Source organism: Mesocryomonas lacus (genome assembly GCF_055730135.2).
The window spans coordinates 19,625-43,040 of record NZ_JBUZWE020000008.1 but is presented as its reverse complement, the minus strand read 5'-3'; the positions used below and the strand labels follow the sequence as shown (position 1 = coordinate 43,040).

Sequence of the window (23,416 nt, the reverse complement as noted above, 5' to 3'; positions counted from 1 at the left end):
ATGACCGCCAGCAACGACTTCGCCCGCCTTGCCGATTTCGAGGCGGCGCTGCCCGAGATGACGGCGACGCGCCGGCACCTGCATGCGCATCCCGAGCTCTCCTTCGAAGAGGCGGAGACGGCTAGGTTCGTGGCGGAGAAACTCGAGGGCTGGGGTTTCGAGGTCACCCGGAACGTCGGCGGTCACGGGGTCGTCGCCCGGATGAGCGTCGGGGCCGGCACGCGCAGCATCGCCATCCGCGCCGACATGGACGCCCTGCCGATCACCGAGCAGACTGGCGCGCCCTATGCCAGCACCGCGCCCGGCAAGATGCATGCCTGCGGCCACGACGGCCACACCACGATGCTGCTCGGCGCGGCCGAGTATCTCGCGCGCACCCGCCGCTTCAGCGGGACCGTGAACCTGATCTTTCAGCCGGCGGAGGAGGCCGGCGTCATCAGCGGCGCCCAGGCGATGATCGCCGATGGCCTGTTCGAGCGCTTTCCGTGCGATGCCATTTTCGGCCTGCACAACCATCCCGGCGTCCCGACGGGGAGCTTCATGACCCGCCCCGGCCCGATCATGGCGGCGGCCGATACGGTGACCATTACGGTGCGCGGCAAGGGCGGCCACGCCTCGCGCCCGCATTTGACGGTCGACCCGATCGTCGTCACCTGCAGCCTCGTCATGGCGCTGCAGACCGTCGTCTCCCGCAACATCGACCCGACCCAGACCGCCGTCGTCACCGTCGGCACCATCCATGCCGGCGAGGCGTCCAACGTCATTCCCGCCACCGCGGTGATCCAGGTCAGCGTCCGCTCGTTCGAGCCGGCGATCCGCGACATCCTGGAACAGCGGATCCGCAAGCTCACCGAGGCGCATGTCGACGGCTACGGCGCGACGGCGGAGATCGACTACGTCCGCGGTTATCCCGTCGTCGTCAATTCCGAGGCCGAGACGGAATTTGCCCGCAGCGTCGTCGAGGAACTCGTCGGGGCGGACAACGTCTCGACTTGCCCGCTCATCCCCGGCAGCGAGGATTTCGCCTATTTCCTCGAGCACCGGCCCGGCTCGTTCCTGCGGCTCGGCAATGGCGTCGACTCGCCGATCCTGCACAGTGCGACCTACGACTTCGCCGATGCCAGCCTCACGGCCGGCGCCGCCGCTTGGGCACGCCTGACCGAGCGCTACCTCGAGGCCGACGCGGCCTGAACCGCGGGAGGATGACGGTGGCCGATCCGCACGGCCGGCGGAGAGGCACGGCGGTTCACTCGTAGCCGTAGAACTCGACGGGATCCTCGTCATCGCGCCGCCGCCGCTCGCCGCCGACGTAGCGCTCGCGGTCTCGCTCGCGCCAGTCCCGGCGGGGCGGCGCGTCCTCCCAGCGTTCCTCATACGCCGGCGCTTCGCGGCGCCGTATGACGGGCCGCTCTTCGTCACCGCGCCGCGCGATCGAGCGGCTCTTATCATTTCCGCCGGCAGCACGCGGGGCCGACCGGTTGCCGGCCTCGGTGAGGAAGGACGGGTGCAGCCAGCCTCGCAGCCCGTTGGCACTGACCTCGCACCAGTCGTCGCAGCGGCCGACCACGACTTCCGCGCCGCGGGCAAGGACGCCGATCTCCGCCCCGCCCGGCGCCGAGCGAACGGCCGTCGGGCGGATTGTGACGAGGCGGCGCTCCGGCGCCCGGTCCCGTGCCGCCGCTCGCGCCGACGGCGTCGCGGCCGCCGTTTCCGGCCGCGGGCCGACGGTCAGTCGGCCGGGCTCGGCAATGGCGGCGACCTGCGTGTCCGGGCGCTCGGGGCGCGGCGTCGGCACTGCGGCGACCGCCGGCGGCGCCGGCTCTTCCAGTTCCGCCGTCTCCGCGGGCGCGGCCTCCTCGGCCGCCGGTGATGCGCTGGCCATGTCGTCGACGGGGTCCGGCGGATCGTCCGGCGCCGCCGCGTCGGCCGCGGCCGTCTCCTTCGCCGCCACGCGTTCCGGTGCGGGCGCGGAGACCTGCTCCGGAGCGGCGTCGGCGGTCACTTTGGCTGCATTCGACGGCGGCGACGATGCGTCGGTCCCGGGCAGGAGAAGGTAGACAGGCGCCGCCCCGCCGAGGACCACGAGGGCACACAAGGCGGGGACAGCGATGATCCAGGCGGCCGTCCTGAGAAGAACCCGCCGGTAGCGCGCGCGGGCCGGCGTTGCGGCGGCGTTTTGTTTCGGCCCGAGCGAATCCATGAATGCCTCTTTCCTGCAGAGGAAGAGCTTTCCCGCGCAATAGTGGCGGTCCTAGGGTGCCGCGGTCTGTGGCTGTGGCAGACCGTACGACCGCGCAACCGCCAAGCGTCGTTCGCCGCCCATAACGTCACCAACAAGACCGGCACGGTCACACCGCCTCACACCTTTGAGCTCTGTGCTCGCAGCCCGCCGAACAGACTTACCGGCGCGTCAGAGGCAGGACGTCCAGCGGCTGTCATCCCGAGACGAGCGCACGCAGGCATCGATGAAGCGCATGGCCGAGAGCCCGTCCTCGACCGTCGGATAGACCACGCCCTCCGGCAACGCCTGTCCGCCATCGACGGCCCGGATCGCCGCTGCCGCCTCGCGGTAGAGGGTGGCGAACCCCTCGAGATAGCCCTCGGGGTGGCCGGCTGGGATGCGGGTGACGCGTGCGGCGGCAGAGCCCGCGCCCGCGCCGCCACGGGTGATCCGCTGCTGGCGGCCGCCGAAGGGCGTGAACCACAGCTGGTTCGGGTTCTCCTGAAACCACTCCAGCCCGCCTTTCTCGCCGTAGACCCGCAGCTTCAGGCCGTTCTCGTGGCCCGGCGCGACCTGGCTCGCCCAGAGCATGCCCTTCGCCCCGCCCGAAAAACGCAGCATGACGTGATCATTGTCGTCGAGCCGCCGGCCGGGCACGAAGGTCGCGAGGTCGGCGGCGACACTGTCGAGCGTCAGCCCGGTGACGAAGGAGACGAGATTGAAGGCGTGCGAGCCGATATCGCCGAGCGCGCCGCCGGCGCCGGCCTTGTCCGGATCGACGCGCCATTCGGCTTGCTTGGAGCCGGCATGCTCGGCGGCCTCGGTCAGCCAGTCCTGCACATATTCCACCTGCACGACGCGCAGCGCGCCGAGTTCGCCGGCCGCCACCATCTCGCGCGCCTGCCGCACCATGGGATAGCCGGTATAGTTGTGGGTGAGGACGAAGACGCGGCCAGAGCGCTGGGCGATCGCGGAGAGCGCCACCGCATCCTCCAGCCGCGCGGTCAGCGGCTTTTCGCAGATGACGTGAAAGCCGGCTTCGAGGAAGGTTTTCGCCGGCGCGAAATGCAAATGGTTGGGCGTGACGATCGCCACCGCCTCGGCCCCGTCGGGCCGCACGGCTTCGGCGAGGGCCATTTCCTCGAAACTGCTGTAGGCGCGGTCTTCAGCCACGCCGTATTCGGCCGCCGAAGCGCGTGCCCGCTCGGGATCGGACGAGAACGCGCCGGCGACCAGCTGAAAGTCGTCGTCGATGCGCGCGGCGATGCGGTGCACCGCGCCGATGAACGCGCCTTGGCCGCCGCCGACCATGGCCAGCCGCAGCGGCCGCTTGCCCGCCCTCAGCGCCGATCCCGAAACCATCCTGTTCTCCCCTCTGCCGGCCTGCGGTGCAGGACCGCCACCCGCCGGCTCTCTGCCCTTGGATGCTGCTTCGTCGCGTGGTGCTGTCCGTCCGGTGCGGCCCTCCTGCGATCCTGGAGAGCCGGTTGAGGCTAGCGGTCGAGGCCGAGCACTCTTCGGTTGGCTGCGGCATCCGCACCGGACCCGGCGAAATCGTCGAAGGACCGGTCGCCTTGCTCGATGATGTGAGCGGCGATGAACGGGGCTCCCTCCCGAGCGCCTTGCTCCGCGCTCTTGATCGCACACTCCCACTCCAGCACGGCCCAGCCGGTGTAGCCGTACTGCGTCAGCTTGGAAAACACCGCGCCGAAATCCACTTGCCCGTCGCCCAGCGAGCGGAAACGGCCCGCCCGGTCCTTCCAGGACTGGAAGCCGCCATAGACGCCTTGCCGGCCGGTCGGATTCAGCTCGGCGTCCTTCACGTGGAACATGCCGATCCGCTCGTGGTAAATGTCGATGTTGGCGAGGTAGTCCATGCCCTGCAGCACGAAGTGCGAGGGGTCGTAGAGGAGCCGCGCCCGGGCGTGATCGTTGACGCGGTCGAGAAACATCTCGTAGCTCGCGCCGTCGTGCAGGTCCTCGCCCGGATGGATCTCGAAGCAGAGGTCGACGCCATTTGCGTCGAAGACGTCGAGGATCGGCAGCCAGCGCCTGGCAAGCTCGTCGAACGCCGCTTCCACAAGACCCGCCGGCCGCTGCGGCCAAGGGTAGACATAGGGCCAGGCGAGCGCGCCGGAGAAGGCTGCGGCCTCGCCGAGGCCGAGATGGCGCGAGGCCTTGGCCATGCGTTTGAGCTGATCCACCGCCCAGGCCTGGCGCGCCGCAGGGTTGCCGCGCACCTCGGGCGCTGCAAACCCGTCGAAGAGTTCGTCATAGGCAGGATGGACGGCGACCAGCTGGCCCTGGAGATGGGCCGAGAGCTCGGTGATGACGAGGCCGTGGCTGGCGACGGTGCCGGCGATCTCGTCGCAGTAGTCCTTCGATTGCGAGGCCTTGGCGAGGTCGAAGAGCCGGGCGTCCCAGCTCGGGATCTGCACGCCCTCGTAGCCGAGCGACGCCGCCCAGCCGCAGATCGCGTCGAGCGAGTTGTACGGCGCGGCATCGCCGGCGAACTGTGCAAGGAAAATGCCGGGCCCTTTGATCGTCATGCGTCCCCTCCCCCCGGCGTACCGGATCATTCGATCGCGTCGCGAAACGACGTCGTCGGCGATCCGATCAGCCGGCCGCAGGGAAAGCTTATCGAGCGCCGTCCGGGGTGGCCAGCCTCCCCGTCTGGTTGCAGCGAGAATATCCGGCGTGAGGCGCAGAGGCGCGGGGGCGGTTCAAGTCACAGGCCGTGCCCGCCGCGCCGGAAGGGTCATCGCAACCACGCTGACGACGACGAAACCGAGGCCGAGCCAGGCCGATGGCTGCGGCACCTCGCCGAGAAAGACGACGCCGATGCCGACGCCGATTGGCACGCGCAGATAGGCCTGCGCCGTGGTGCCGACCGAACCGAGCCGCTGCAGCAGCGTGAAGTAGATGACGAAGGCGAGCGCGGTGGAGAACACCGAGAGGGCGATGAGCGCCAGGATCGAGGCCTGCGAGGGCTGCAGCGTCCAGGGCTGGTCGACGAGGAGGCTGACAGGGATGAGGATCGCGGCGCCCCAGATCAAGGAGCCCGCCGCCGGCATCATAGGATCGAGATCCCGGAACGTCCGGCCAAAGGTCACCGCCGCGCCATAGGCGACGGCCGCGAAGACGATGGCGAGCTGCGCGGTCAGCGCCGTGCCGAAACCGGCGAGTGCGGCCGGACCAACGACGAGGCAGATGCCGACGAGGCCTGCGGCGACGCCAAAAATCTTCGGTCCCGTCACGGTCTCGTGCCGCGTCACCAGCGCATTGATGAGGAAGGCGAAGACCGGCGTCAGCGAGTTGAGGATCACCGCCAGCCCGGCATCGACATGCTGCTCCCCCCAGGCGACGAGCGTGAAGGGCAGCACCGAGTTGAGGCAGGCCTGGATCAGGAAGCGCCTTGTGTTGCGCTTGTCGGTCGGCAAGCGAAGGCCCCGCAGGCGCAGGATCACCAGCAGCAGCCCGCCGGCGATCAGCGTCCGCGTGGCGATCAGCGTGATCGGCGGGATGGTGGAGACGCCGACCTTGATGAAGCTGTAGGAGGCGCCCCAGAGCGTCGCGAGCGCCAGAAGCATCAGCAGGCTGACGCCTAGGCGCGGGGGAGTATCCGCCATATCAGGTCTTTCCTCATCGCCTGTCCCGGCGAGCGCTGAGTCAAGCCGGCGCTGGTCTTCGCCCAAGCAGCCTTGCTTGGCAAGCTTCGCAGCGCGGCGGTCGGGGAGACGCACCAAGGCCGCCGTAGCAAAGGCCGCCACCGCATCGACCGGACCCGAAACTGTCCTCGGCGCAACGCTTCGCCGGTGAACATAGGCGGCTTTCGGTTAAGCGTCTTTGCAAGTCGCGCTCGACGCCGCCGCCGCTTCCGGGGAAACTCCGCCCGGCACGCCCACTGGACCATCCGAACAGGGAACATCCGACCGGGGCGGCAGTTTGGATGGTCGCACAGGAGCAATCGCTTGACCCGTCTCAGAAATATTCTCGCTTCGATAGCGATCATTGCGGTGTCGGCGCTCGGCCCGGCGACCGCGAAGGCGCAGGATTACGGCAGCGATTTCGCCCGCGAGGCCCGCAACCAGATCGTCCGCGACTTCCGCAACGGCGACCTCCGCGGCGGCTATTTTCGAGGTGGCGACTTCAGGGGCAGATTTTCCCGCGGCGATGATTTCCGGCGCGGCCGTTTCGGGGAAGGCGACTTTCGCGATGACGGGTTCCGGCGCTTCGGCGAATATGGCGGGCGCTATAGTGATGATGACCGTGGCGACCGGCGCTTCGGACGCGACGACCGCGGCGATTTCCGGCGACGGGACGCCAGGGGCTACGACCGCCGGGAGGACCGCTACGACCGGCGTCACGACCGGCGTGATGGCCGCGACTTCGATCGCGGTCATGACCGGGACTATGACCAGCGCGATCGGCGGGGCTATGATGGTGGCGATGATCGCCGTGACTCGCGGGGCTATGACAGGCGTCCCGACAGGGACGACCGTCGCGCCCGCAACCGGCACGATCGGAACGACCGGAACCCCGACCGGCGGTTCCAGTTTCGCTGAAGTGCGCTGGCAGAAGCCGGCGTGCCGACGAAAGGACGGATCATGGAACGCAATGAAACACTGATCGCCGAAAATGGCGCTCGCCGTATCTTCAGCTTCGAGAAGAAGGATCCGGAAGGCATCTGGAACACCTGCTACCGCGGCCGCGAGCTGATGCGCACCCGCGAGGGTGAAGTGTTGGAAGCCCCGTCCGATCCCCTGTTCGCCTCGGAGGACAAGGCGCGGGAGTGGCTCGAGACCGCAGCGCCACTCGGATGAGACCGCCACTCCTGGCGGTCGCTGCTGCTATAGTCGCCCTCTCTTTCCGGCAGACTTCCTTCTCAAAAGAGGAGTTGGTGAGGGCATGAGGGGCGAGCATGTCGGCCGCTACGTCGAATGCGACGAGCGGGGGTGCAAGGCGACGTTCTCGCTCAACCTGTCGTGGTCGAAGGACCGCCAGACGCTGCACGAGGCGCGGCAGGCCGGTTGGTTCATCGCGAGCACGTCCGGTGGGTACCGTGTCGACCGTCACTTCTGCCCCATCCATCATCCGCAGGATGTGGACTGAGGGGGGATCAGGGTGGTGCAGTGGGCAGTTCCCTTTCCGATTACGTATTCTCGATGCTTTGAGCATCGCCCCGCCCCCGCCGCTTGCGCGAAGCCAAAATCTCGGCGAGCGTCACGGGACGGTAGGGAAAGGCGTCGACACCGACATCGTATTGGCGCGGCATCGGTTTCAGCTTTGCGTGGGAATGGCCATGAAGGTTGACGGCGCCCTTGCCCATCTGGTTCCAGGTCCGGAACGCGTAATGGCAGAGCACCAGCCTGACGTCGTCGACGACGAGTTCGGCATAAGCCTCAACGCTCTCCCAGGCTGGATCGTCTGAAGTCGCCGCATCGTCGTTGTTGCCGGTAATCAGATGCTTTCTCCCGTTCAGCCGGGCAAGCATCAAGGTTTTGAACTCCGGCGTGCCGCGCGCGACGTCGCCGAGGTGCCAGACGTCGTCATCGGCGCCGACGACCCGGTTCCACGCCGTCACCAGAGCCTCGTCGTGCGCGGCGAGATCGGCGAAGGGACGGCGGTCGATGCGCAGAATCCGCGGATCGTTGAAATGCGTGTCGGCGGTGAAATAGATCATGGCCCTGTTATGGGGCGCGGCACGGGACCGAAAAGCGGGGATCGCCGTTGCCAGTCACTATAGTGACGCGGGTGCTCCGGAATACCGGCACTGACGAGTTAGAAGGAATTTTCTGTGAGCGTTGGTTTGATCGCCCTTCTCGACGATGTCGCAGCTCTGGCCAAAGTGGCGGCCGCCTCGCTCGACGATGTCGCCGCGCAGGCCGGCCGGGCTGGCGTCAAGGCGGCGGGGGTAGTGATCGACGATGCTGCGGTCACGCCGCGCTATGTCGTCGGCTTCGCGGCTGACCGCGAACTGCCGATCGTCGGCAAGATCGCCCTCGGCTCGCTGCGCAACAAGCTCGTCTTCCTGCTGCCCGCCGCCCTGGCGCTCAGCGTCTTCGCGCCCTGGGGCGTCACGCCGCTGCTGATGCTGGGCGGCGCCTATCTCTGCTACGAGGGCGCGGAAAAGATCTACGAAGCCTTGCTGCCCGCCAGTGCCCATGCGCACGAGACCAAGGTCGCGGCGAACCCCGGCGATGCCACGGCGATGGAAAATGCCCGGGTGTCGAGCGCCATCCGGACGGACTTCATCCTGTCCGCGGAGATCATGGCGCTGACCCTCGCCTCGCTGCCGGAGGGGAGCCTGTGGGTTCAGGCGCTGATCCTGGCGATCGTTGGGATCGGCATCACGGCGCTCGTCTATGGCGGCGTCGCGCTCATCGTCAAAGCCGACGATGTCGGCCTTGCGCTGGCGAAAGTGTCGTCGACCGGGCTTGCCGGGAAGATGCTGCGGGCGATCGGCCGCGGGCTTGTGGTCGGCATGCCGGTGTTCCTGAAAATCCTCGGCATCGTTGGCACGGCCGCCATGGTCTGGGTCGGCGGTGGCATCATCGTTCACGGCCTCGAGGGCTACGGCGTCGAAGCGCCGGCGCATATGATCCATGCCGCATCGGTCGCGGCCGCCGCCGCGGTGCCCGCGCTGAGCGGCGTGGTGGAATGGATCGTCGGGGCCGCCGGCGCCGGCATCGTCGGCCTGATCGTCGGCGCTGCGCTCATCCCGATCACCAGCTTCGTTCTCGCGCCGCTTGCCAAGGCCGGTCGCGGCCTGTTCGGGCGCGGCAAGGCGGCGTCAGCCGACACGGCGCATCCCTCGACGAACGCGGCTTCGACGAAGACGCCGCAGCCTTGAGGCCGACGATCCTCGTGCGACGACGGCGCCCAGCGCAGCCTTAGTCGTCGAGGTCTGGGATCTTCAGGAGAAGGCCGCAGGCCTTGCAGTGGACGGCATCGGGCTCGTGCCGCTGCAGCGCGCAGCGGGGACAGGTGAAGTCCACCTTGTAGGGGCGGAAGATTGCCTGGGCGAGGCGGACGAACAGCGAGATGCCGATCAGCATGGTGACGATCGAGGTCAGCTTGCCCGCCGGTCCCGGCAAGGTGATGTCGCCGAAGCCGGTGGTGGTCACCGTCGCCACGGTGAAGTAGAGCGCATCGACATAGCCGGTGAAGCCGGAGCCGGAGCGGAAGAAGAAGGTGTAGATGAAACCGGTGGCGACCAGCAGGAAGGTCACGAGGTTGACGACCGACCGGCCCGCCTCCTCCCATTTCCGCAAGCCGAAACCCCGCAGCGGCCGCCAGAGGATGCCGCTGCGCGACAGCGACCAAAGCCTGAGGATGCGCAGGAAGCCGTAATTGACCAGCCAATAGGGGGCGAGCAGCGTCGCCAGGATGAACAGGTCCACCCAGACGAAGGGGCGCAGCAGCCAGCGGCGGATGCTGCCGCTCGCGAGCCCTCGGCCGATGAGATCGGCGGCCAGCAGCAGAGCGACGCCTGTGTCGAGCCACAGGAACAGCGCCTTGTCCTGCAGGACGGGTGTCGCGATGAAGAAGGCGATGGTCAGGAAATCGATGGAGATGACCACCATCTGGAAGCGCCGGGCGGACGGCGCGCTGCCATGATAGAGCGTGTGCAGCCGAACGCGCAGCCGCTCGAGGCGCGTCCGTGGCGCCGACGGGGTGGGGGCAGAGGGTTCCGGCTTGTTCGGCACGCTGTTCGTTCCAGGGATGACCGGGGAATGTCCGCCGGAAAGGCATGAGAGCGGCCGCCTCCGCTGAGAATGCGCAGAGGAGGCTGGCCGGCGCCTGTTCTACCGCAATCATCGCCAAGGTCTACGCCGACACCGTCTGGCCGGGTCGATTTGCGAGACCCGACTGCGCGAGGTTGTAGGACGAGGCAAGCAGCGACGCTGCGTTGCCGGATCGGCGCAACGACGAGCGGCTTCGTGCGTTGGCGCAGACAAACGACGCCTGCGCAGACAACCCGACGATTGACCGGAGTGCCCGATGCCCATCCCTTCCCGCCCCTCCCGTTTCGGCGACATCTGTACGGCCATTGGTGCCGCTGGATCCCTCGCGCTCGCCGGCTATGTGCTCGGCCGCGGTACAGGGCCTGGAGAAGACGATGAGGCTGACGAGGCGGCATGGCGCGGCCCGTCCCGCTCGGCGTCCCTTCCGGCAGCGCCCGGTCGCGGCCGCGATGCCGACAGCCCGTCGAAGCTGCCGGCCAAGGGCTGGAAGGACGTTCTGGTCCGCACCTACCAGGAATTCGGCGACGACCGTCTGATGCTGGTCGCGGCTGGCGTCACCTTCTACGTGCTCCTGGCGCTCTTTCCCGCCATCACCGCGTTGATCTCGATCTATGGCCTGTTCACCGACGCCTCGAACCTTGGCGAGCAGATCTCGGCGATCTCCGGCGTTTTGCCTTCCGGGGCGGTGGACATCATCAGCGAGCAGATGGTGCGCGTCGCCTCGCAAGGCGATGCCAAGCTCGGCTTCGGCATGATCTTCGGCCTCGGCATCGCGCTGTGGAGCGCCAATGCCGGCATGAAGACGCTCTTCGACGCCATGAACATCGTTTACGAGGAAAAGGAGAAGCGCGGCTTCGTTAGGCTGACGCTGGTCACCCTCGCCTTCACGCTCGGCACCATCGTCTTCCTGATCCTCGCCCTGTCCTCGGTCGTCCTCCTGCCGATCGTCCTCGACTTTTTCTGGCTCGGCTCGATCGAGACCTGGCTGCTCTGGCTGCGCTGGCCGGTGCTGCTGGTGGTCGTGGCTTTCGGCCTGACGCTGATCTACCGCACTGGCCCCAGCCGGGCGCGAGCCAAGTGGCGGTGGATTTCCTGGGGCGGCGCGGTTGCTGCCGCGCTATGGGTGATCTTCTCGGTGCTGTTTTCCTGGTACGTGCAGAATTTCGGCAGCTATGACGAGACCTATGGCTCGCTCGGCGCCGCCATCGGCTTCATGACCTGGATCTGGATTTCGACCATCGTCGTGCTGCTCGGCGCCGAGCTCAACGCCGAACTCGAGCACCAGACGGCGGAGGACACGACGACCTCGCCCGCCAGTCCGCTTGGCAGCCGCGGGGCCAAGATGGCCGATACTGTGGGCGAACCGACCTAACGGGCTCGCGCAGGCACGCCTACCCGAACAGCCGCTTTGTGAACAAGGGGCCGGGACCTTGCCCGCCCCGTCGTCAGGCGCTCCAACGGAGATCAGACGGGGTGGTAGTACTTGGCCATCGCCGACAGCGGCTTGGCACGGATGTCCGCCGCCCGGCCGGCGGTGCCGAAGGCCTCGAACTTGCCGATGCAGACGTCGCGCATCGCGTCCATCCCCGGCTTCAGGTACTTGCGCGGGTCGAACTCGGCCGGGTCGTTCCAGAGCTCGCGGCGGATGGTGGCGGTAAGGGCGAGGCGCAGATCGGTGTCGATGTTGATCTTGCGCACGCCGTGGCGGATGCCGCGCTGGATCTCCTCGACCGGCACGCCCCAGGTCGGCTTGATCGCCCCGCCATGGGCGTTGATGATGGCGCAGAGCTCCTCCGGCACCGATGAAGAGCCGTGCATCACCAGATGCGTGTTCGGCAGGCGCTGGTGAATCGCCTCGATCACGTCCATCGCCAGGACGTCGCCATCCGGCTTGCGGGTGAACTTGTAGGCGCCGTGGCTGGTGCCCATCGCGACGGCCAGCGCATCGACGCCGGTCTCGGCGACGAAGCGCGCGGCCTCCTCGGGATCGGTCAGCAACTGGTCCTCGCCGAGTTTCTCGGTGGCGCCGTGCCCGTCCTCCTGGTCGCCCATGCCGGTCTCCAGCGAGCCGAGCACCCCGAGCTCGCCCTCGACCGAGACGCCCGCGGCGTGCGCCGTCTCGACCACGCGGCGGGTGATGGCGACGTTGGCGGCGTAGTCGGCGGGAGTCTTGCCGTCCTCAAGCAGCGATCCGTCCATCATCACCGAGGTGAAGCCGTTCTGGATCGCGGTGACGCAGGTCGCGAGATTATTGCCGTGGTCGAGATGCATGCAGACCGGAATGTGCGGATAGATCTCGACGAGACCGTCGATCAGCCGCGCCAGCACGATGTCGTTGGCATAGGCGCGGGCGCCGCGGCTGGCCTGCAGGATCACCGGCGAGCCGGTGGCGTCGGCCGCCGCCATGATGGCGAGCCCTTGCTCCATGTTGCTCATGTTGAAGGCGGGAACGCCGTAGCCATGCTCGGCGGCGTGGTCGAGCAATTGGCGAAGGGTGATGCGGGCCAAGGCGAAATCTCCGGTGCTTCGTCGCGGTCGACGCGGTGGGGAACTGCGGGGATCGAATAGTCGAAGCCACCCTCCGTCACAACCGAAATCTCAATATCACATGGTTTCTGTTGATTTTGGCGCATCCGTTGTTAAGTAAGGCGGACGTCCGGCCTGTGGCTGCGCGAGGAGAGACCGTGAAACGCGACGACCGCCGCCGGGACATCATCGAGATCCTCGTCGACCAGGGAACGGCGACGCTGGAATCGCTCGCCCAGCATTTCGCGGTGTCGAAGATGACCATCCACCGCGACCTCGACGAGCTGGAAACCGAGGGCCTCCTGCGCAAGACGCGGGGCGGCGCGACGATCGAGTCCAGCGGTCAGTTCGAAAGCGATTTCCGCTACCGCGCCCGCGTCGCGGCCGACGAGAAGCGCAGCATCGCCCGGCGGGCGGCGCAGTTCATCGAGCCCGGCATGAGCGTGATGATCGACGATGGCTCGACCTCGCAGACCATCGTCCCCTTCCTGATCGAGAAGCGGCCCCTCACCGTCATCACCAATAACATGGCGGTCGTCACCGATCTCGCGGGAGCGGCGGGCATCGACCTCATCGCGCTCGGCGGCACCTATTCCAGAAAGTTTAACGGCTTCTTCGGCGCCGTCACCGAGGCGGCGCTGACCTCGCTGCGCGCGGATGCGGTGCTGCTCTCCAGTTCGGCGATCGACGGCCGCACCGCCTTCCACCAGGACCAGGAAGTACTGGAGGTGAAGCGGCGGATGATCGCCTCCTCGCAGCGGCGCTACCTGATGGCCAACCACCAGAAGTTCGGCCGCACGGCGCTGCATCTCTTCACCGACCTCGGCGTCTTCGACGGCGTCGTCACATCGAGGGCCCTTTCCGGCGACCGCGTCGAGGGCCTGCAGAACGAGGGTATCAAATTGCATTTCGCGGAGGACCTGTAGCCATGGCGGGCAAAGACCACGTCTGGATCGGCACCAGCTGGAAGATGAACAAGACCCTGGCGGAGGCCCGGCATTTCGCCGAGCGGCTCGGCGCGGCCGAGGCTGACGCGCGCATCCAGCGCTTCGTCATCCCGCCCTTCACCGCGGTGCGCGAGGTCAAGGCGGATCTCGCCGGGACCGACGTGCTCGTCGGCGCGCAGAACATGCACTGGGCTGACCGCGGCGCCTTCACCGGCGAGATCTCACCGGTGATGCTGAAGGACTGCGCGGCCGATATCGTCGAGCTTGGCCATTCCGAGCGCCGCGCGCATTTCGGCGAGACCGACGAGACCGTCGGACTGAAGGTCGAGGCGGCGGTGCTTCACGGGCTGATCCCGCTGATCTGCATCGGCGAGACCGCCGAAGAGAAGACTGCAGGCGACGCCGACGCCGTTCTGCACCGGCAAGTGGCGGGCGCGCTCGGCAAACTGTCGCCGGCTGAGATGGCCGCGCCGATCCTCTTCGCTTACGAGCCGGTCTGGGCGATCGGCGAAGGCGGCGTCCCGGCCTCCCCCGACTATGCCAATGAGCGCCAGGGGCATATCATCGACCTCACCGCGGCGATCGCCGGAAGGCGCCTGCCTTGCCTCTATGGCGGCAGCGTCAATCCCGGCAACGCCGCCGACCTCATCGTCCGTCCCAACATCGACGGGCTGTTCATCGGCCGCTCGGCCTGGGAGGTCGAGGGCTATCTCGGCATTCTCAAGCTCTGCGCCGCAGTTCTCTAACGAAAAGGAAGAAAGCCATGAAACTTGCCATCGCCGGAGACAGCGCCGGAGCACCGCTCGCGAAAATCCTCGCAGACCACCTCGGCGGCCGCGCCGACCTCCAGGTGTCCGACGTCAGCACCGCGCCGACCGGCGCAAGCGAGCTCTACGCCAACCTGTCGGAGCGGGTGTCGCAAGGCATCCTCGACGGCACCTACGACCGGGCGATCCTCGTCTGCGGCACCGGCATCGGCGTCTGCCTATCGGCCAACAAGGTGCCGGGAATCCGCGCAGCGCAGACTCACGACACCTATTCGGCCGAGCGCGCTGCCGAGTCCAACAATGCCCAGATCATCACCATGGGCGCCCGCGTCATCGGCTCGGAACTCGCAAAAAGCGTGGCGGAAGCCTATCTGGCGGCCAAGTTCGATCCAGCTGGCCGCTCGGCCGGCAACGTAAAGGCGATTGACGCCCTCGACGAGAAGTACCACAGCGCCTGATCGGACAGGCCGGCGTTCCCGGAACGCCGGCCTTTTCCGTCAGATATCGGCACCGCGACGCTAAGTCCGCCGGACGGAGCGTCAGCCGGCGGACGGGCCGCCTGCAGGTGCGGGCACGGGCTCGGCCCGGGGCCCCGCAGCATGACCCTTCATGTCGGGGACGAGGGTCGAGACCACCAGCGTCAGAAGCGCGATCACGAAGATGCCGGTGAAGGTCAGGTGCAGCGCGCTGTCCAGCGCCTGCCGCGCCGCTGCGCTGTCGAGCAGGGCACCCGGGTTCTGCAGCAGCTGCGTGATGTCGTCGAACGAGATCGACCGCGCGCCCCCCGTCTGGGACAGGCTGACATTGAACACCGCGCCGAGCGCCGTTGCGCCAAGCGTGCTGCCAAGGTTTCGGGCGAAGATGTTCGAGGCGGTGGCCGCGCCCCTCTCGGTCCAGCCGACGCTGCCTTGGACGATCATGATCGCGGTGACGCTGAGAAAGCCCATGCCAAGGCCCATCACCACCGAACCAGCGCCGACGACGAAGACCGAGGTTCCCGGCCGAAGCAACAGAAAGACCAGCGCCCCGATCGGCAGCAGAATGGCGCCGAACAGCAGCGTCGGCCGAAGGCCGAAGCGGTTGAAGTTGCGCGCGGCGATGGTCGCGCCGATCGGCCAGCCCAAGACCATGGCCGTCAGCGTAAAGCCGGCAATCAACGCCGTCTCGCCGAGAACGCCCTGCACATACATCGGCAGGAAGGTGGTGAGGCCGATGATCGTCATGCCGCTGAGAAGGGTGGCAAGATTGGCGGTGAGGATCGGCCGGCTGCTCCAGAGCTTCATGTCGAGCATCGGCGCAGAGGAGCGGCGCTCCTTCATTAGGAAGAAGACGGTCGCCACCGCGCAGATGACAAAGGCCGACAGCGTAACGAACATTTTTCCGGTCCCGAGCTCGGTCAGCCCGACCATCAGCGCGGCGACCGAAACCGAGAACAGTGCGGCGCCGCCGATGTCGATCGGCTCGCGCTTGGCCGGCACGTCCTCGTGCAGGAAGAGCATGAAGCCGGCAATGGCCGCGATGCCGATCGGGATGTTCATCCAGAAGATCCAGGCCCAGCTGACATGCTGGATGATCAGCGCGCCGACGAAAGGCCCGACCACCGAGGAGACGCCCCAGACGCTGGCAAGATAGCCTTGCACCCGGCCACGCTCGTGCATGGGATAGAGGTCGCCGACGACGGTCAGCGCCACCGGCTGGATCGCCCCGGCGCCGACGCCCTGGACCAGCCGGAAGACGATCAGCATCGGCATCGACCAGGCAAAGCCGCAGAGCACGGTGCCGATCATGAAAACGGCGATGCCGAACAGCAGCACCGGCTTGCGCCCGTAGATGTCCGCGAGGCGTCCGAACACCACGGTCGTCGCCGTCTGCGTCAGCAGGAAGGACGAGAACACCCAGGCGTAGAGATGGAGGTCGCCGAGCTGCCCGGCGATCTGCGGCATGGCAGTGGCGACAATCGTCGCCTCGATGGCGATCATCGACATTGCCGCCATGATCGTGGCGAGCACCAGCGGGCGGCGGGTCTTCAGGCGTTCCGGCATCGCGGGATCCTTGGTGGCGAAGGGTCTGCGCGGGACGGCAGGCACTCGGCGCAGAAACTAAGCGGAACGAACAAAACGGCAAGCGTCTAGGTTGTGCCGTCCTTATCGACCCGCAGCGCCGGAGTGTCGCAGGGCTGGCCGAGGAGCATGGCCAGCTCGTCGTCGAGATGGAGCAGCGAGATCGAGGCGCCGACCATGTCGAGCGACGTGCAGTAATGGCCGACCCAGCTGCGCTCGACCGCGATGCCGCGGGCAGCAAGGCGCTGCTCCACCCGGCGGTAGAGCACGTAGAGCTCCATCAACGGCGTGCCTCCAAAGGAGTTGACGAGCACCGCGACCCGGTCGCCCCGCGCCGGCTGCATCTCGCCGAAAATACGGTCGATGACGGCATCGGTGATCTCGTCGGCCCGCCGGAGCGGTTCACGCGCGACGCCGGGCTCGCCGTGGATGCCGACGCCCACCTCGATGTCGCCGGCCCCGAGGGCGAAATTGGTGCGCCGGCTCTGCGGCATCGAGCAAGGCTCCAGCGCGACGCCCATGCTGTAGCAGCGCCGGTTGGCCTTGGCGGTGACGCGGGCGCAATCGTCGAGCGACATGCCGAGCGCGCAGGCGGCGCCCGCCACCTTGAAGACGAGGATGTTGCCGGCAACGCCCCGCCGGCCGTCGCGGTCCTCGATCGGCGAAGACGCGACATCGTCGGTGGTGACCACCGTGCGGACGGCGATGCCCTCGGCGAGCGCGAGGTCGGCGGCCATCTCGAAGTTCATCGTGTCGCCGGCATAATTGCCGTAGACGAAGAGCACGCCGTCGCCTCTCGACACGGCGCTGGCGGCCTGGAAGATCGGCTCGGGCGGCGGACAGGAAAACACGTTGCCGACGACCACCGCCGAGGCCATCCCCGCGCCAACATAGCCGAGGAAGCACGGTTCGTGCCCGGACCCGCCGCCGATGACGAGGGCAACGCCCCTCGCCCGCTCCTCGACCGCCATGGCGGCGCGCCGGGTTCCGGGAACGCGGACGAGATGGCGATGGTGGGCCCGCAGCGCACCGTCCAGCATCTCGTCGACCACGTCGGCCGGGTCGTTCAGGAATTTCTTTACGAGACGCCGGGAGGGCATCTCCTCCCCGGCATCGACTGTAAGCGCCAGATCGGCGGACCGCGGGATCCGCCGCGCCACGGGGGCAGCGGCGCCCTCGGCATCCAGCAGGCCCTTGGCGGTGGCAGCATCGGTCACGAGGATGTTGGCATAGCCGCCGCGCAGCGCTGCCAGGATCGCCGGCACCTTGTCGAAGCCTCCCGCGACCGCGATGCGGCGCTCGATGGCCTTCAGCCCCTCCAGCGACAGGCCGATCATTCGGGCATCGAGCGGGCCGGCGACCGGCTTGCCCTGCGCGTTGACGAAGCGCCCGGCGATGACGCCGACGGCGTTGCGCGCGAGGTAGTCCTGGATCGATACCGAATCGAAGAAGCCGCTCTGCTGGATCGTCGAGTTCGGCCGCAGCGAGGCAATGCCGAAGAGCACCCGGTTGGCCTCGCCGAGTGCCGCGAACTGCGTCTGCAGCAAGGGCTCGGCCAGCAGCATGTCGCGCATCTCGGGGGAAGAGACGACGCTCGGCGCGGTCAAGGGAATGCAGGCGGCGCCGAGCGAGGCGGCGAGCACCGCGGCACAGCGCTCCGGCGAGACCGGGGAGCCAGCGGGCATGGCGCCCGTCGCCTGGACGACGCGCACGTCCTGCAGGCCCGTCATCCGCAGCGCTTCGGCGACGGCCAGCACCGTTCGCCCCCAGGCGACCGTCACGGTATCGCCGGACCGAACGAAGCGTTGCAGCGCCATGGCGCCCGCTGTTCCCAGGCGCTCGATCAACTGCCCCGGCGGCCCACCGCTCGGCACCACGAGACAGTCCTGCAGGCCGAAATGGCGTTTCACCGCCTGGGCAAGGTCGAGCGCGGACAGCCGCAGCGGATCGATGGCGATGGTCACGACGCCGCGCTCGCGCGCATCGGACAGCGTCGCGTTCACCGTGGCGCGCGACAGGCCCATCGCCGCGGCGATCTCGCTCTGCGTCAGCCGGTCCTCGTAATAGAGCCAGGCCGCCCAGAGCCGCGGATCATTGCCGAAGCGCAGCGGGATCGACTCGGCGGCCTCGCCCGAGGCGGAGGCGAGCCTCGCCGTTTGCGGCCCGACACCCTTGTCCCGTTTGCCGCTGTCGTCCAGTGCCTTGCCCTTCGATATCCGCCCCTAAGGTGGGCGTAGCGTCGACAGACCGCAGAAGCCGGCCTTGCGTCAAGCACAGCCCGATGACACCCGCCCCCGATCCTTGGCTCGAAGGGGTCCGGCGATGGGGTGGACTAACCCCATCCCGGCAAGTTGCGCACCCTTCAACGAACGCGAGCGTCCTTCGTGCGCCCGAGGGCGCGCACGCAGCTAGGCTGGCTGGAGCCGGGCGGAGGCACCTTCCGCAAGGGCCCGCAGCAAGAGGGCGCACGACGTGGCGCCGGCATCCAGGACGCCGCGCGATCGCTCGCCGAGCCGCGCCGCACGTCCGATCTTGGCGACGAGGTCGATGGTTGAATCCCGGCCCTTGTCGGCCGCCTCCGTCAGAGCCGCGAGCGCATCGGCGAAGGAGGCGCCGCCCGCCTGCGCCGTGTCGAACGCTGCGATCGCTGGCGAGAGGCAGTCGATCAGCGTCTTGTCGCCGACCTCGGCGGAGCCGATCGACTGGACGCCTTCGATGCCCTTGTGGAGCATGGCCGAAAACGTATCGGCGTCGATCCGCTCCTTTGTCTCGATGGTCTCGCCAAATTCGGTGAACATCATGCCGTAGAGCGGCCCCATCGAGCCGCCGATCTCGCCCATCAACACCTCGCTGAGAGCGGCGAAGGCATCCGACAGCGAGGCGTCCTGGTCCTTCAAACGCTCGGCCGCCATGCCAAAACCCTTGGCCATGTTCACGCCGTGGTCGCCATCCCCGATCTTGCCGTCGATCTCGCTGAGGTAGGCCCGGTTTTCGATGATCCGTTCGGCCATCACGAGGACGATCCCGCCAGCCCCGGCATTGGTGAAATACTGCATCGACATGTCCTTGTTTGGTGCTCAGGCCATTGCGGGGCAGCGGGCGTCGGCGTCGAGCATACGCTTTAGCTCGCCGTCGAGCGCCAGCACAGACAGCGTCGCCCCGACCATTTCAAGCGAGGTGAAGTAGTTGCCGACGAAGGTCCGGTAGACCGTCAGGCCCCGCGCCACGATCTCGGCCTCGATCGTGTCGTTGAGGATGTAGAGCTCGTTCAGCGGTGTCGCGCCGAGGCCAGAGATCAGCACCGCGACCTCCGTGCCGGCCGGCAGCGCGTGGTCGTCGAGGACGATCTTCGCCATGTCGCGCGCGACCTCCGCGGCGGTCTTCAGCGGCTCGACCCTGATGCCCGGCTCGCCGTGATGGCCGATGCCGACCTCCATCGTACCGGGCTCGATCTGGAAGTTCGGGTGACCGACGGCCGGGAGGGTGCAGGGCCCGAGGCCGACGCCGATCGAGCGCGTCGCGTCGATAGCGCGCTGCGCGGTCGCGCGAACCTCTTCGAGGCTCGCGCCCTCGGCAGCCTTCGCGCCGCCGATCCTCCACATGAAGATTTCGCCGGCAACGCCGCGGCGCTTCTGGCGCTCGTCCGGGCCGGCCGAGCAGACGTCGTCATTGGCGACGACGGTCGCGACCTCGATCCCGTCCTTGGCGGCAAGCTTCGTCGCCATCTTCACGTTCATGTTGTCGCCGGCATAGTTGCCGTAGAGGCAGACGACGCCCTTGCCGCCGTCGGCCTCCTTGATCGCGTCGTGGAAGCTGCGGGCCGTCGGCGAGGAGAACAGCTCCCCCACCGCGACGGCGTCCAGCATGTTGCGCCCGGTATAGCCGACGAAGGCGGGCTCGTGGCCCGAGCCACCGCCGGTGACGACACCGACCTTGCCGGCCACCGGCGCCGCGGTGGACACGACGACGCGCGGGTTCTTCTCCGACAGGCGGACGAGGTCGCGGTGCGCCTTGACGAAGCCGCGGACGCTCTCGTCCACCACATCGTCCGGGCCGTTGATGAAGCGTTGCATGGTCATGTCGGGGTCCGTTCGAGTTTCGAAGATGGGTCGAGGATCAGAGAATGGTGTAGCCGCCGTCGACGAGGAGGTCGGCCCCGTTGATCATGTCGGCGCCGTTGGAGGCGAGGAAGACGGCCGAGGCGGCGATCTCTTCGGGATAGGCGAAGCGGCCCATCGGGATCCGCTTCTTGGCGGCCTCGCCCTTTTCGCCCGCCCAGGCCTTGCGGCCGAGATCGGTGAGGACGATCGTTGGCGAGATCGAGTTGACGGTGATCCCGTGCTCGCCCCATTCGGCCGCGAGCGTCTTGGTTATGCCGATGACGCCGAACTTCGAGGCGCAATAGGCGACGTGCTCGTCGATCGCGACGGTGCCGGCCTGCGAGGCGAGGTTGATGATCTTGCCGCCGTTTCCGGCGGCGATCATCGCCCGGCCGACGGCCTGGCAGACGATGAAGGTGCCGGTGAGGTTGATGGCGATGGTCTTGTCCCAGGCGCTGGCGGAGAGGTCCTCGGCCGGCGCGAGCGCGACGATGCCGGCGCTGTTCACCGTGATATCGATGCGGCCGAAGGCGGCGAGCACGGCGGCAACGGCAGCCTCGACCGAGGCGCGGTCGGCGACGTCGCAGCGGAAGGCCCGCGCGCCGTTGCCGAGGGTCGCGGCCATCTGGTCGGCGGCCTCCTGCTGAAGGTCGAGAATGGCGAGCTGCGCGCCCTTCTGTGAATAAGCCGAGGCGATGGCAGCCCCGATGCCGGAGGCGCCGCCCGTGACAAGGGCGACCTTGCCGGCGAGCGAGAAGTCGAGATCGACCTGGGGGGCGGTTTCGCTCATCGGGTCTTTCCTTTCAGCAGGTGCTGGCGATCCTTCGGACGCCGGCCACAGGACGGGAGATGACCGGCACGCCGGTCGTGGAATGGAGGGGGCGGCACGGCGCCGCCCCCTCCTTTGGCAAGCCTACTTGCGCGACTCCAGAAGCGCGTCGGCGTTCGCGGTGGTGACCGGCGTCCACGGCACGAGGTAGTCCTTCTCCTTGCCGTCGGCCCAAGGCATCGAGGGATACTGCTTCCAGATCGGCGACTGCGGCTGGTAGTCGGGCTTGGCCGCCTTGATGGCAACGTCGAGCGCGCCTTGCGCCTGGGCGGTCGCGTCCTGCAGGATCGAGGCCATCTGGCCTTCCTTCACCGCGTTGATCGCATCGGTGACGCCGTCGACGCCGGCGATCGCGAAATCCTCGACCTTGAGGTTGGCGGCCTTGATCGCCTCGATCGCGCCGAGCGCCATCTCGTCGTTCTGGCCGATGACGCCGTTGATCTGACCGGGATGCGAGGTCAGCCAGTTCTCCATCAGCGTCTGCGCCTCGGCGCGCGACCAGTTGCCGGTCTGCTGCTCGAGGATTTTCACGTCCGGGCAGGCGGCGAGCGCCTTCTGGTTGCCTTCGAGGCGCTGGATCTGGCCGGACTGGCCGATCGGGCCCTCGATGATCACGAGATTGCCCTTGCAGCCCATCTTGTCGAGCACGGCCTTGGCCTCGAGCTCGCCGGCCTCGACGTCGTTCGAGCCGACATAGGAGGTGAGGAGATCAGAATTGACGCGGGCGTTCGAGCCGACCACCGGGATGCCGGCGTCGACAGCGGCCTGCACCGGGGCAGCGCCCGCCTCGATGTCCATCGGGACGAAGATGATCGCATTGTATTTCTGCGTGATCATCGTGTTGAACTGCTCCTGCTGGACCAGCGCATCATAACGACCGTCGAACACGGTGACCTCGACTTCGCCGCTGACGACGGCCGGATGCTTCTGCAGCGCGGCGCTCCAGATCTGCATGAACTCGGCGTTGAGGCCGTAGACCGTCGCGCCGATCTTCAGCTTTTCCTGGGCGATCGCCGACGGCGCGTAGAGCGCCGACGCCATGGCCAGTGCGAGCAAGAACTTCTTCATGGACTTTCCTCCCGATAGAACCGGTGCGACGTCGGGATGACGTCCCCCGGTGTTTCCAGCCGGCTCTCCCGCCGGCGTGAACATTGTGGGCGCTCAGGCGCCGTGGTTGCGCTTCTGGTCCAGCATCACCGCGCCGACGATGAGGGCGCCCTTCAGGATCTGCTGGTAGTAGGATTGCATGCCGAGGAGATCGAGCCCGTTGTTCATCACGCCGATGATCAGCGCGCCGATCAGCGTGCCGGTCACCCGCCCGACGCCGCCGGAAAGGCTGGTGCCGCCGATCACCACCGCGGCGATCGCGTCGAGCTCGTAGGCGATGCCGGCCTGCGGCAAAGCCGAGCCGGTGCGGGCCGACAGGATCATGCCGGCAAGGCCCGACAGGGCGCCGGAGATGACGTAGACGAAGAAGCGGATGCGCACGACGTCGATGCCCGACGTCTTCGCCGCATGCGGGTTGCCGCCGACGGCATAGATGTACCGGCCGAAACGGGTGCGCGTCAGGATCCACCAGGACAAAGCGAAGACGACGGCGAGGATCACTACCGGCAGCGGAATGCCGAGGATGTTGCCGGTGCCGATCCAGCGAAACTCCGGGATCAGGCTCGGCACCGGCTTGCCGCCGCCGTAGATCAGCGTCATGCCCCGCGCCGCCGACAGCATGCCGAGCGTCGCGACGAAGGCCGGCACCTGGAAGCGCGAGACGATGATGCCGACGAGCGCACCGGTGCAGACGCCGACGAGGATGCCGATGGCGAGCGCGAGGACGACGGGATAGGGCCCGCCGCCGATGCCGGCCGTCGCCGAGGTCGTGACGAAGCTCGCGCTGACCATGCCCGCCAGCGCCACCACCGAGCCGACGGAGAGGTCGATACCGCGCGTCAGGATGACGAAGGTCATGCCGATGGCGAGAATGCCGTTGATCGAGGTCTGCAGGAGGACGTTCGAGATGTTGCCGGCGGTGAGGAAATACTCGTTCGAGAACGAGAGGATGACCACCAAAAGGATGAAGGCGAGGAAGATGCCGTATTCCTGGATCAGCCGGCCGCGCCGCTCGGCGCCGAACCATCCCGCGGATTTGGTTTGGATATCAGACACGCAATTCTCCTGCTCCGTTCCGGAGTCTCCTGCCGCTCGCTCGATCGATCGAGAC

23 protein-coding genes are annotated in these 23,416 nt (G+C 67.7%); 9 read left to right on the top strand and 14 right to left on the bottom strand.

What is annotated here, in order from left to right:
- The gene (locus ACZLZY_RS13735) at window positions 1-1,191 is read left to right on the top strand and encodes a M20 aminoacylase family protein (RefSeq protein WP_472934775.1); all 1,191 of its coding nucleotides are present in this window, start codon (window positions 1-3) and stop codon (window positions 1,189-1,191) included.
- A gap of 55 nt (window positions 1,192-1,246) precedes the next feature.
- Here the strand turns inward: ACZLZY_RS13735 and ACZLZY_RS13730 are convergent, their stop codons facing one another.
- The 4 genes from ACZLZY_RS13730 to ACZLZY_RS13715 all read right to left on the bottom strand — a co-directional run bounded on the left by ACZLZY_RS13730 (window position 1,247) and on the right by ACZLZY_RS13715 (window position 5,850).
- Window positions 1,247-2,200, bottom strand: a complete 954-nt coding sequence (locus ACZLZY_RS13730; RefSeq protein ID WP_472934774.1) for an SH3 domain-containing protein — start codon at window positions 2,198-2,200, stop codon at window positions 1,247-1,249.
- A gap of 210 nt (window positions 2,201-2,410) precedes the next feature.
- Window positions 2,411-3,583 carry a Gfo/Idh/MocA family protein gene (locus tag ACZLZY_RS13725; protein ID WP_472934773.1) on the bottom strand — a complete coding sequence of 391 codons (1,173 nt, stop codon included), beginning with the start codon at window positions 3,581-3,583 and terminating at the stop codon, window positions 2,411-2,413.
- 131 nt (window positions 3,584-3,714) lie between these two features.
- Complete coding sequence (locus ACZLZY_RS13720; protein WP_472934772.1) at window positions 3,715-4,770, bottom strand: sugar phosphate isomerase/epimerase family protein; 1,056 nt, start codon at window positions 4,768-4,770, stop codon at window positions 3,715-3,717.
- Between the two features lie 174 nt (window positions 4,771-4,944).
- On the bottom strand, window positions 4,945-5,850 hold the full coding sequence (locus ACZLZY_RS13715; RefSeq protein ID WP_472934771.1) for a DMT family transporter: 906 nt from the start codon (window positions 5,848-5,850) through the stop codon (window positions 4,945-4,947).
- Between the two features lie 342 nt (window positions 5,851-6,192).
- On the opposite strand from ACZLZY_RS13715, the gene ACZLZY_RS13710 reads away from it, so the two are divergent.
- The 3 genes from ACZLZY_RS13710 to ACZLZY_RS13700 all read left to right on the top strand — a co-directional run bounded on the left by ACZLZY_RS13710 (window position 6,193) and on the right by ACZLZY_RS13700 (window position 7,333).
- Entirely contained in the window at window positions 6,193-6,786 is a 594-nt protein-coding gene (locus tag ACZLZY_RS13710; protein WP_472934770.1) for a hypothetical protein, read from the top strand.
- Between the two features lie 42 nt (window positions 6,787-6,828).
- On the top strand, window positions 6,829-7,044 hold the full coding sequence (locus ACZLZY_RS13705; protein WP_472934769.1) for a hypothetical protein: 216 nt from the start codon (window positions 6,829-6,831) through the stop codon (window positions 7,042-7,044).
- A gap of 85 nt (window positions 7,045-7,129) precedes the next feature.
- Complete coding sequence (locus ACZLZY_RS13700) at window positions 7,130-7,333, top strand: hypothetical protein (RefSeq protein ID WP_472934768.1); 204 nt, start codon at window positions 7,130-7,132, stop codon at window positions 7,331-7,333.
- A 40-nt stretch (window positions 7,334-7,373) separates the two neighbouring features.
- On the opposite strand, the gene ACZLZY_RS13695 is transcribed toward ACZLZY_RS13700, so the two are convergent.
- On the bottom strand, window positions 7,374-7,904 hold the full coding sequence (locus ACZLZY_RS13695) for a metallophosphoesterase family protein (RefSeq protein WP_472934767.1): 531 nt from the start codon (window positions 7,902-7,904) through the stop codon (window positions 7,374-7,376).
- Window positions 7,905-8,018: 114 nt separating this feature from the next.
- On the opposite strand from ACZLZY_RS13695, the gene ACZLZY_RS13690 reads away from it, so the two are divergent.
- Complete coding sequence (locus tag ACZLZY_RS13690) at window positions 8,019-9,074, top strand: DUF808 domain-containing protein (RefSeq protein WP_472934766.1); 1,056 nt, start codon at window positions 8,019-8,021, stop codon at window positions 9,072-9,074.
- Between the two features lie 40 nt (window positions 9,075-9,114).
- Here ACZLZY_RS13690 and ACZLZY_RS13685 read toward each other — a convergent pair whose 3' ends face one another.
- Complete coding sequence (locus tag ACZLZY_RS13685) at window positions 9,115-9,930, bottom strand: potassium channel family protein (RefSeq protein ID WP_472934765.1); 816 nt, start codon at window positions 9,928-9,930, stop codon at window positions 9,115-9,117.
- Window positions 9,931-10,225: 295 nt separating this feature from the next.
- On the opposite strand from ACZLZY_RS13685, the gene ACZLZY_RS13680 reads away from it, so the two are divergent.
- Window positions 10,226-11,341 carry a YihY/virulence factor BrkB family protein gene (locus tag ACZLZY_RS13680; protein ID WP_472934764.1) on the top strand — a complete coding sequence of 372 codons (1,116 nt, stop codon included), beginning with the start codon at window positions 10,226-10,228 and terminating at the stop codon, window positions 11,339-11,341.
- 92 nt (window positions 11,342-11,433) lie between these two features.
- On the opposite strand, the gene fba is transcribed toward ACZLZY_RS13680, so the two are convergent.
- Complete coding sequence (gene fba, locus ACZLZY_RS13675) at window positions 11,434-12,477, bottom strand: class II fructose-bisphosphate aldolase (protein ID WP_472934763.1); 1,044 nt, start codon at window positions 12,475-12,477, stop codon at window positions 11,434-11,436.
- A gap of 176 nt (window positions 12,478-12,653) precedes the next feature.
- Between fba and ACZLZY_RS13670 the strand changes: the two genes are divergently transcribed.
- The 3 genes from ACZLZY_RS13670 to derI are packed head-to-tail and all read left to right on the top strand — an operon-like array spanning window position 12,654 to window position 14,667.
- Window positions 12,654-13,421 carry a DeoR/GlpR family DNA-binding transcription regulator gene (locus tag ACZLZY_RS13670; RefSeq protein ID WP_472934762.1) on the top strand — a complete coding sequence of 256 codons (768 nt, stop codon included), beginning with the start codon at window positions 12,654-12,656 and terminating at the stop codon, window positions 13,419-13,421.
- Between the two features lie 2 nt (window positions 13,422-13,423).
- Complete coding sequence (locus ACZLZY_RS13665) at window positions 13,424-14,188, top strand: triose-phosphate isomerase (RefSeq protein WP_472934761.1); 765 nt, start codon at window positions 13,424-13,426, stop codon at window positions 14,186-14,188.
- A gap of 17 nt (window positions 14,189-14,205) precedes the next feature.
- Entirely contained in the window at window positions 14,206-14,667 is a 462-nt protein-coding gene (gene derI, locus ACZLZY_RS13660) for a D-erythrulose-4-phosphate isomerase (RefSeq protein ID WP_472934760.1), read from the top strand.
- Between the two features lie 81 nt (window positions 14,668-14,748).
- Here derI and ACZLZY_RS13655 read toward each other — a convergent pair whose 3' ends face one another.
- The 7 genes from ACZLZY_RS13655 to ACZLZY_RS13625 all read right to left on the bottom strand — a co-directional run bounded on the left by ACZLZY_RS13655 (window position 14,749) and on the right by ACZLZY_RS13625 (window position 23,361).
- Entirely contained in the window at window positions 14,749-16,251 is a 1,503-nt protein-coding gene (locus ACZLZY_RS13655) for an MDR family MFS transporter (protein WP_472934759.1), read from the bottom strand.
- 86 nt (window positions 16,252-16,337) lie between these two features.
- Entirely contained in the window at window positions 16,338-18,293 is a 1,956-nt protein-coding gene (locus tag ACZLZY_RS13650) for a bifunctional sugar-binding transcriptional regulator/dihydroxyacetone kinase subunit DhaK (protein ID WP_472934758.1), read from the bottom strand.
- 384 nt (window positions 18,294-18,677) lie between these two features.
- Entirely contained in the window at window positions 18,678-19,325 is a 648-nt protein-coding gene (dhaL, locus tag ACZLZY_RS13645) for a dihydroxyacetone kinase subunit DhaL (protein ID WP_472934757.1), read from the bottom strand.
- A 21-nt stretch (window positions 19,326-19,346) separates the two neighbouring features.
- The gene (locus ACZLZY_RS13640) at window positions 19,347-20,342 is read right to left on the bottom strand and encodes a dihydroxyacetone kinase subunit DhaK (RefSeq protein WP_472934949.1); all 996 of its coding nucleotides are present in this window, start codon (window positions 20,340-20,342) and stop codon (window positions 19,347-19,349) included.
- A gap of 43 nt (window positions 20,343-20,385) precedes the next feature.
- A complete protein-coding gene (locus tag ACZLZY_RS13635) occupies window positions 20,386-21,159 on the bottom strand; it encodes an SDR family oxidoreductase (protein WP_472934756.1) in 774 nt (257 codons plus the stop codon).
- 123 nt (window positions 21,160-21,282) lie between these two features.
- On the bottom strand, window positions 21,283-22,266 hold the full coding sequence (locus ACZLZY_RS13630) for a substrate-binding domain-containing protein (protein ID WP_472934755.1): 984 nt from the start codon (window positions 22,264-22,266) through the stop codon (window positions 21,283-21,285).
- A gap of 93 nt (window positions 22,267-22,359) precedes the next feature.
- Complete coding sequence (locus tag ACZLZY_RS13625) at window positions 22,360-23,361, bottom strand: ABC transporter permease (RefSeq protein ID WP_472934754.1); 1,002 nt, start codon at window positions 23,359-23,361, stop codon at window positions 22,360-22,362.
- Window positions 23,362-23,416: the final 55 nt, after the last annotated feature.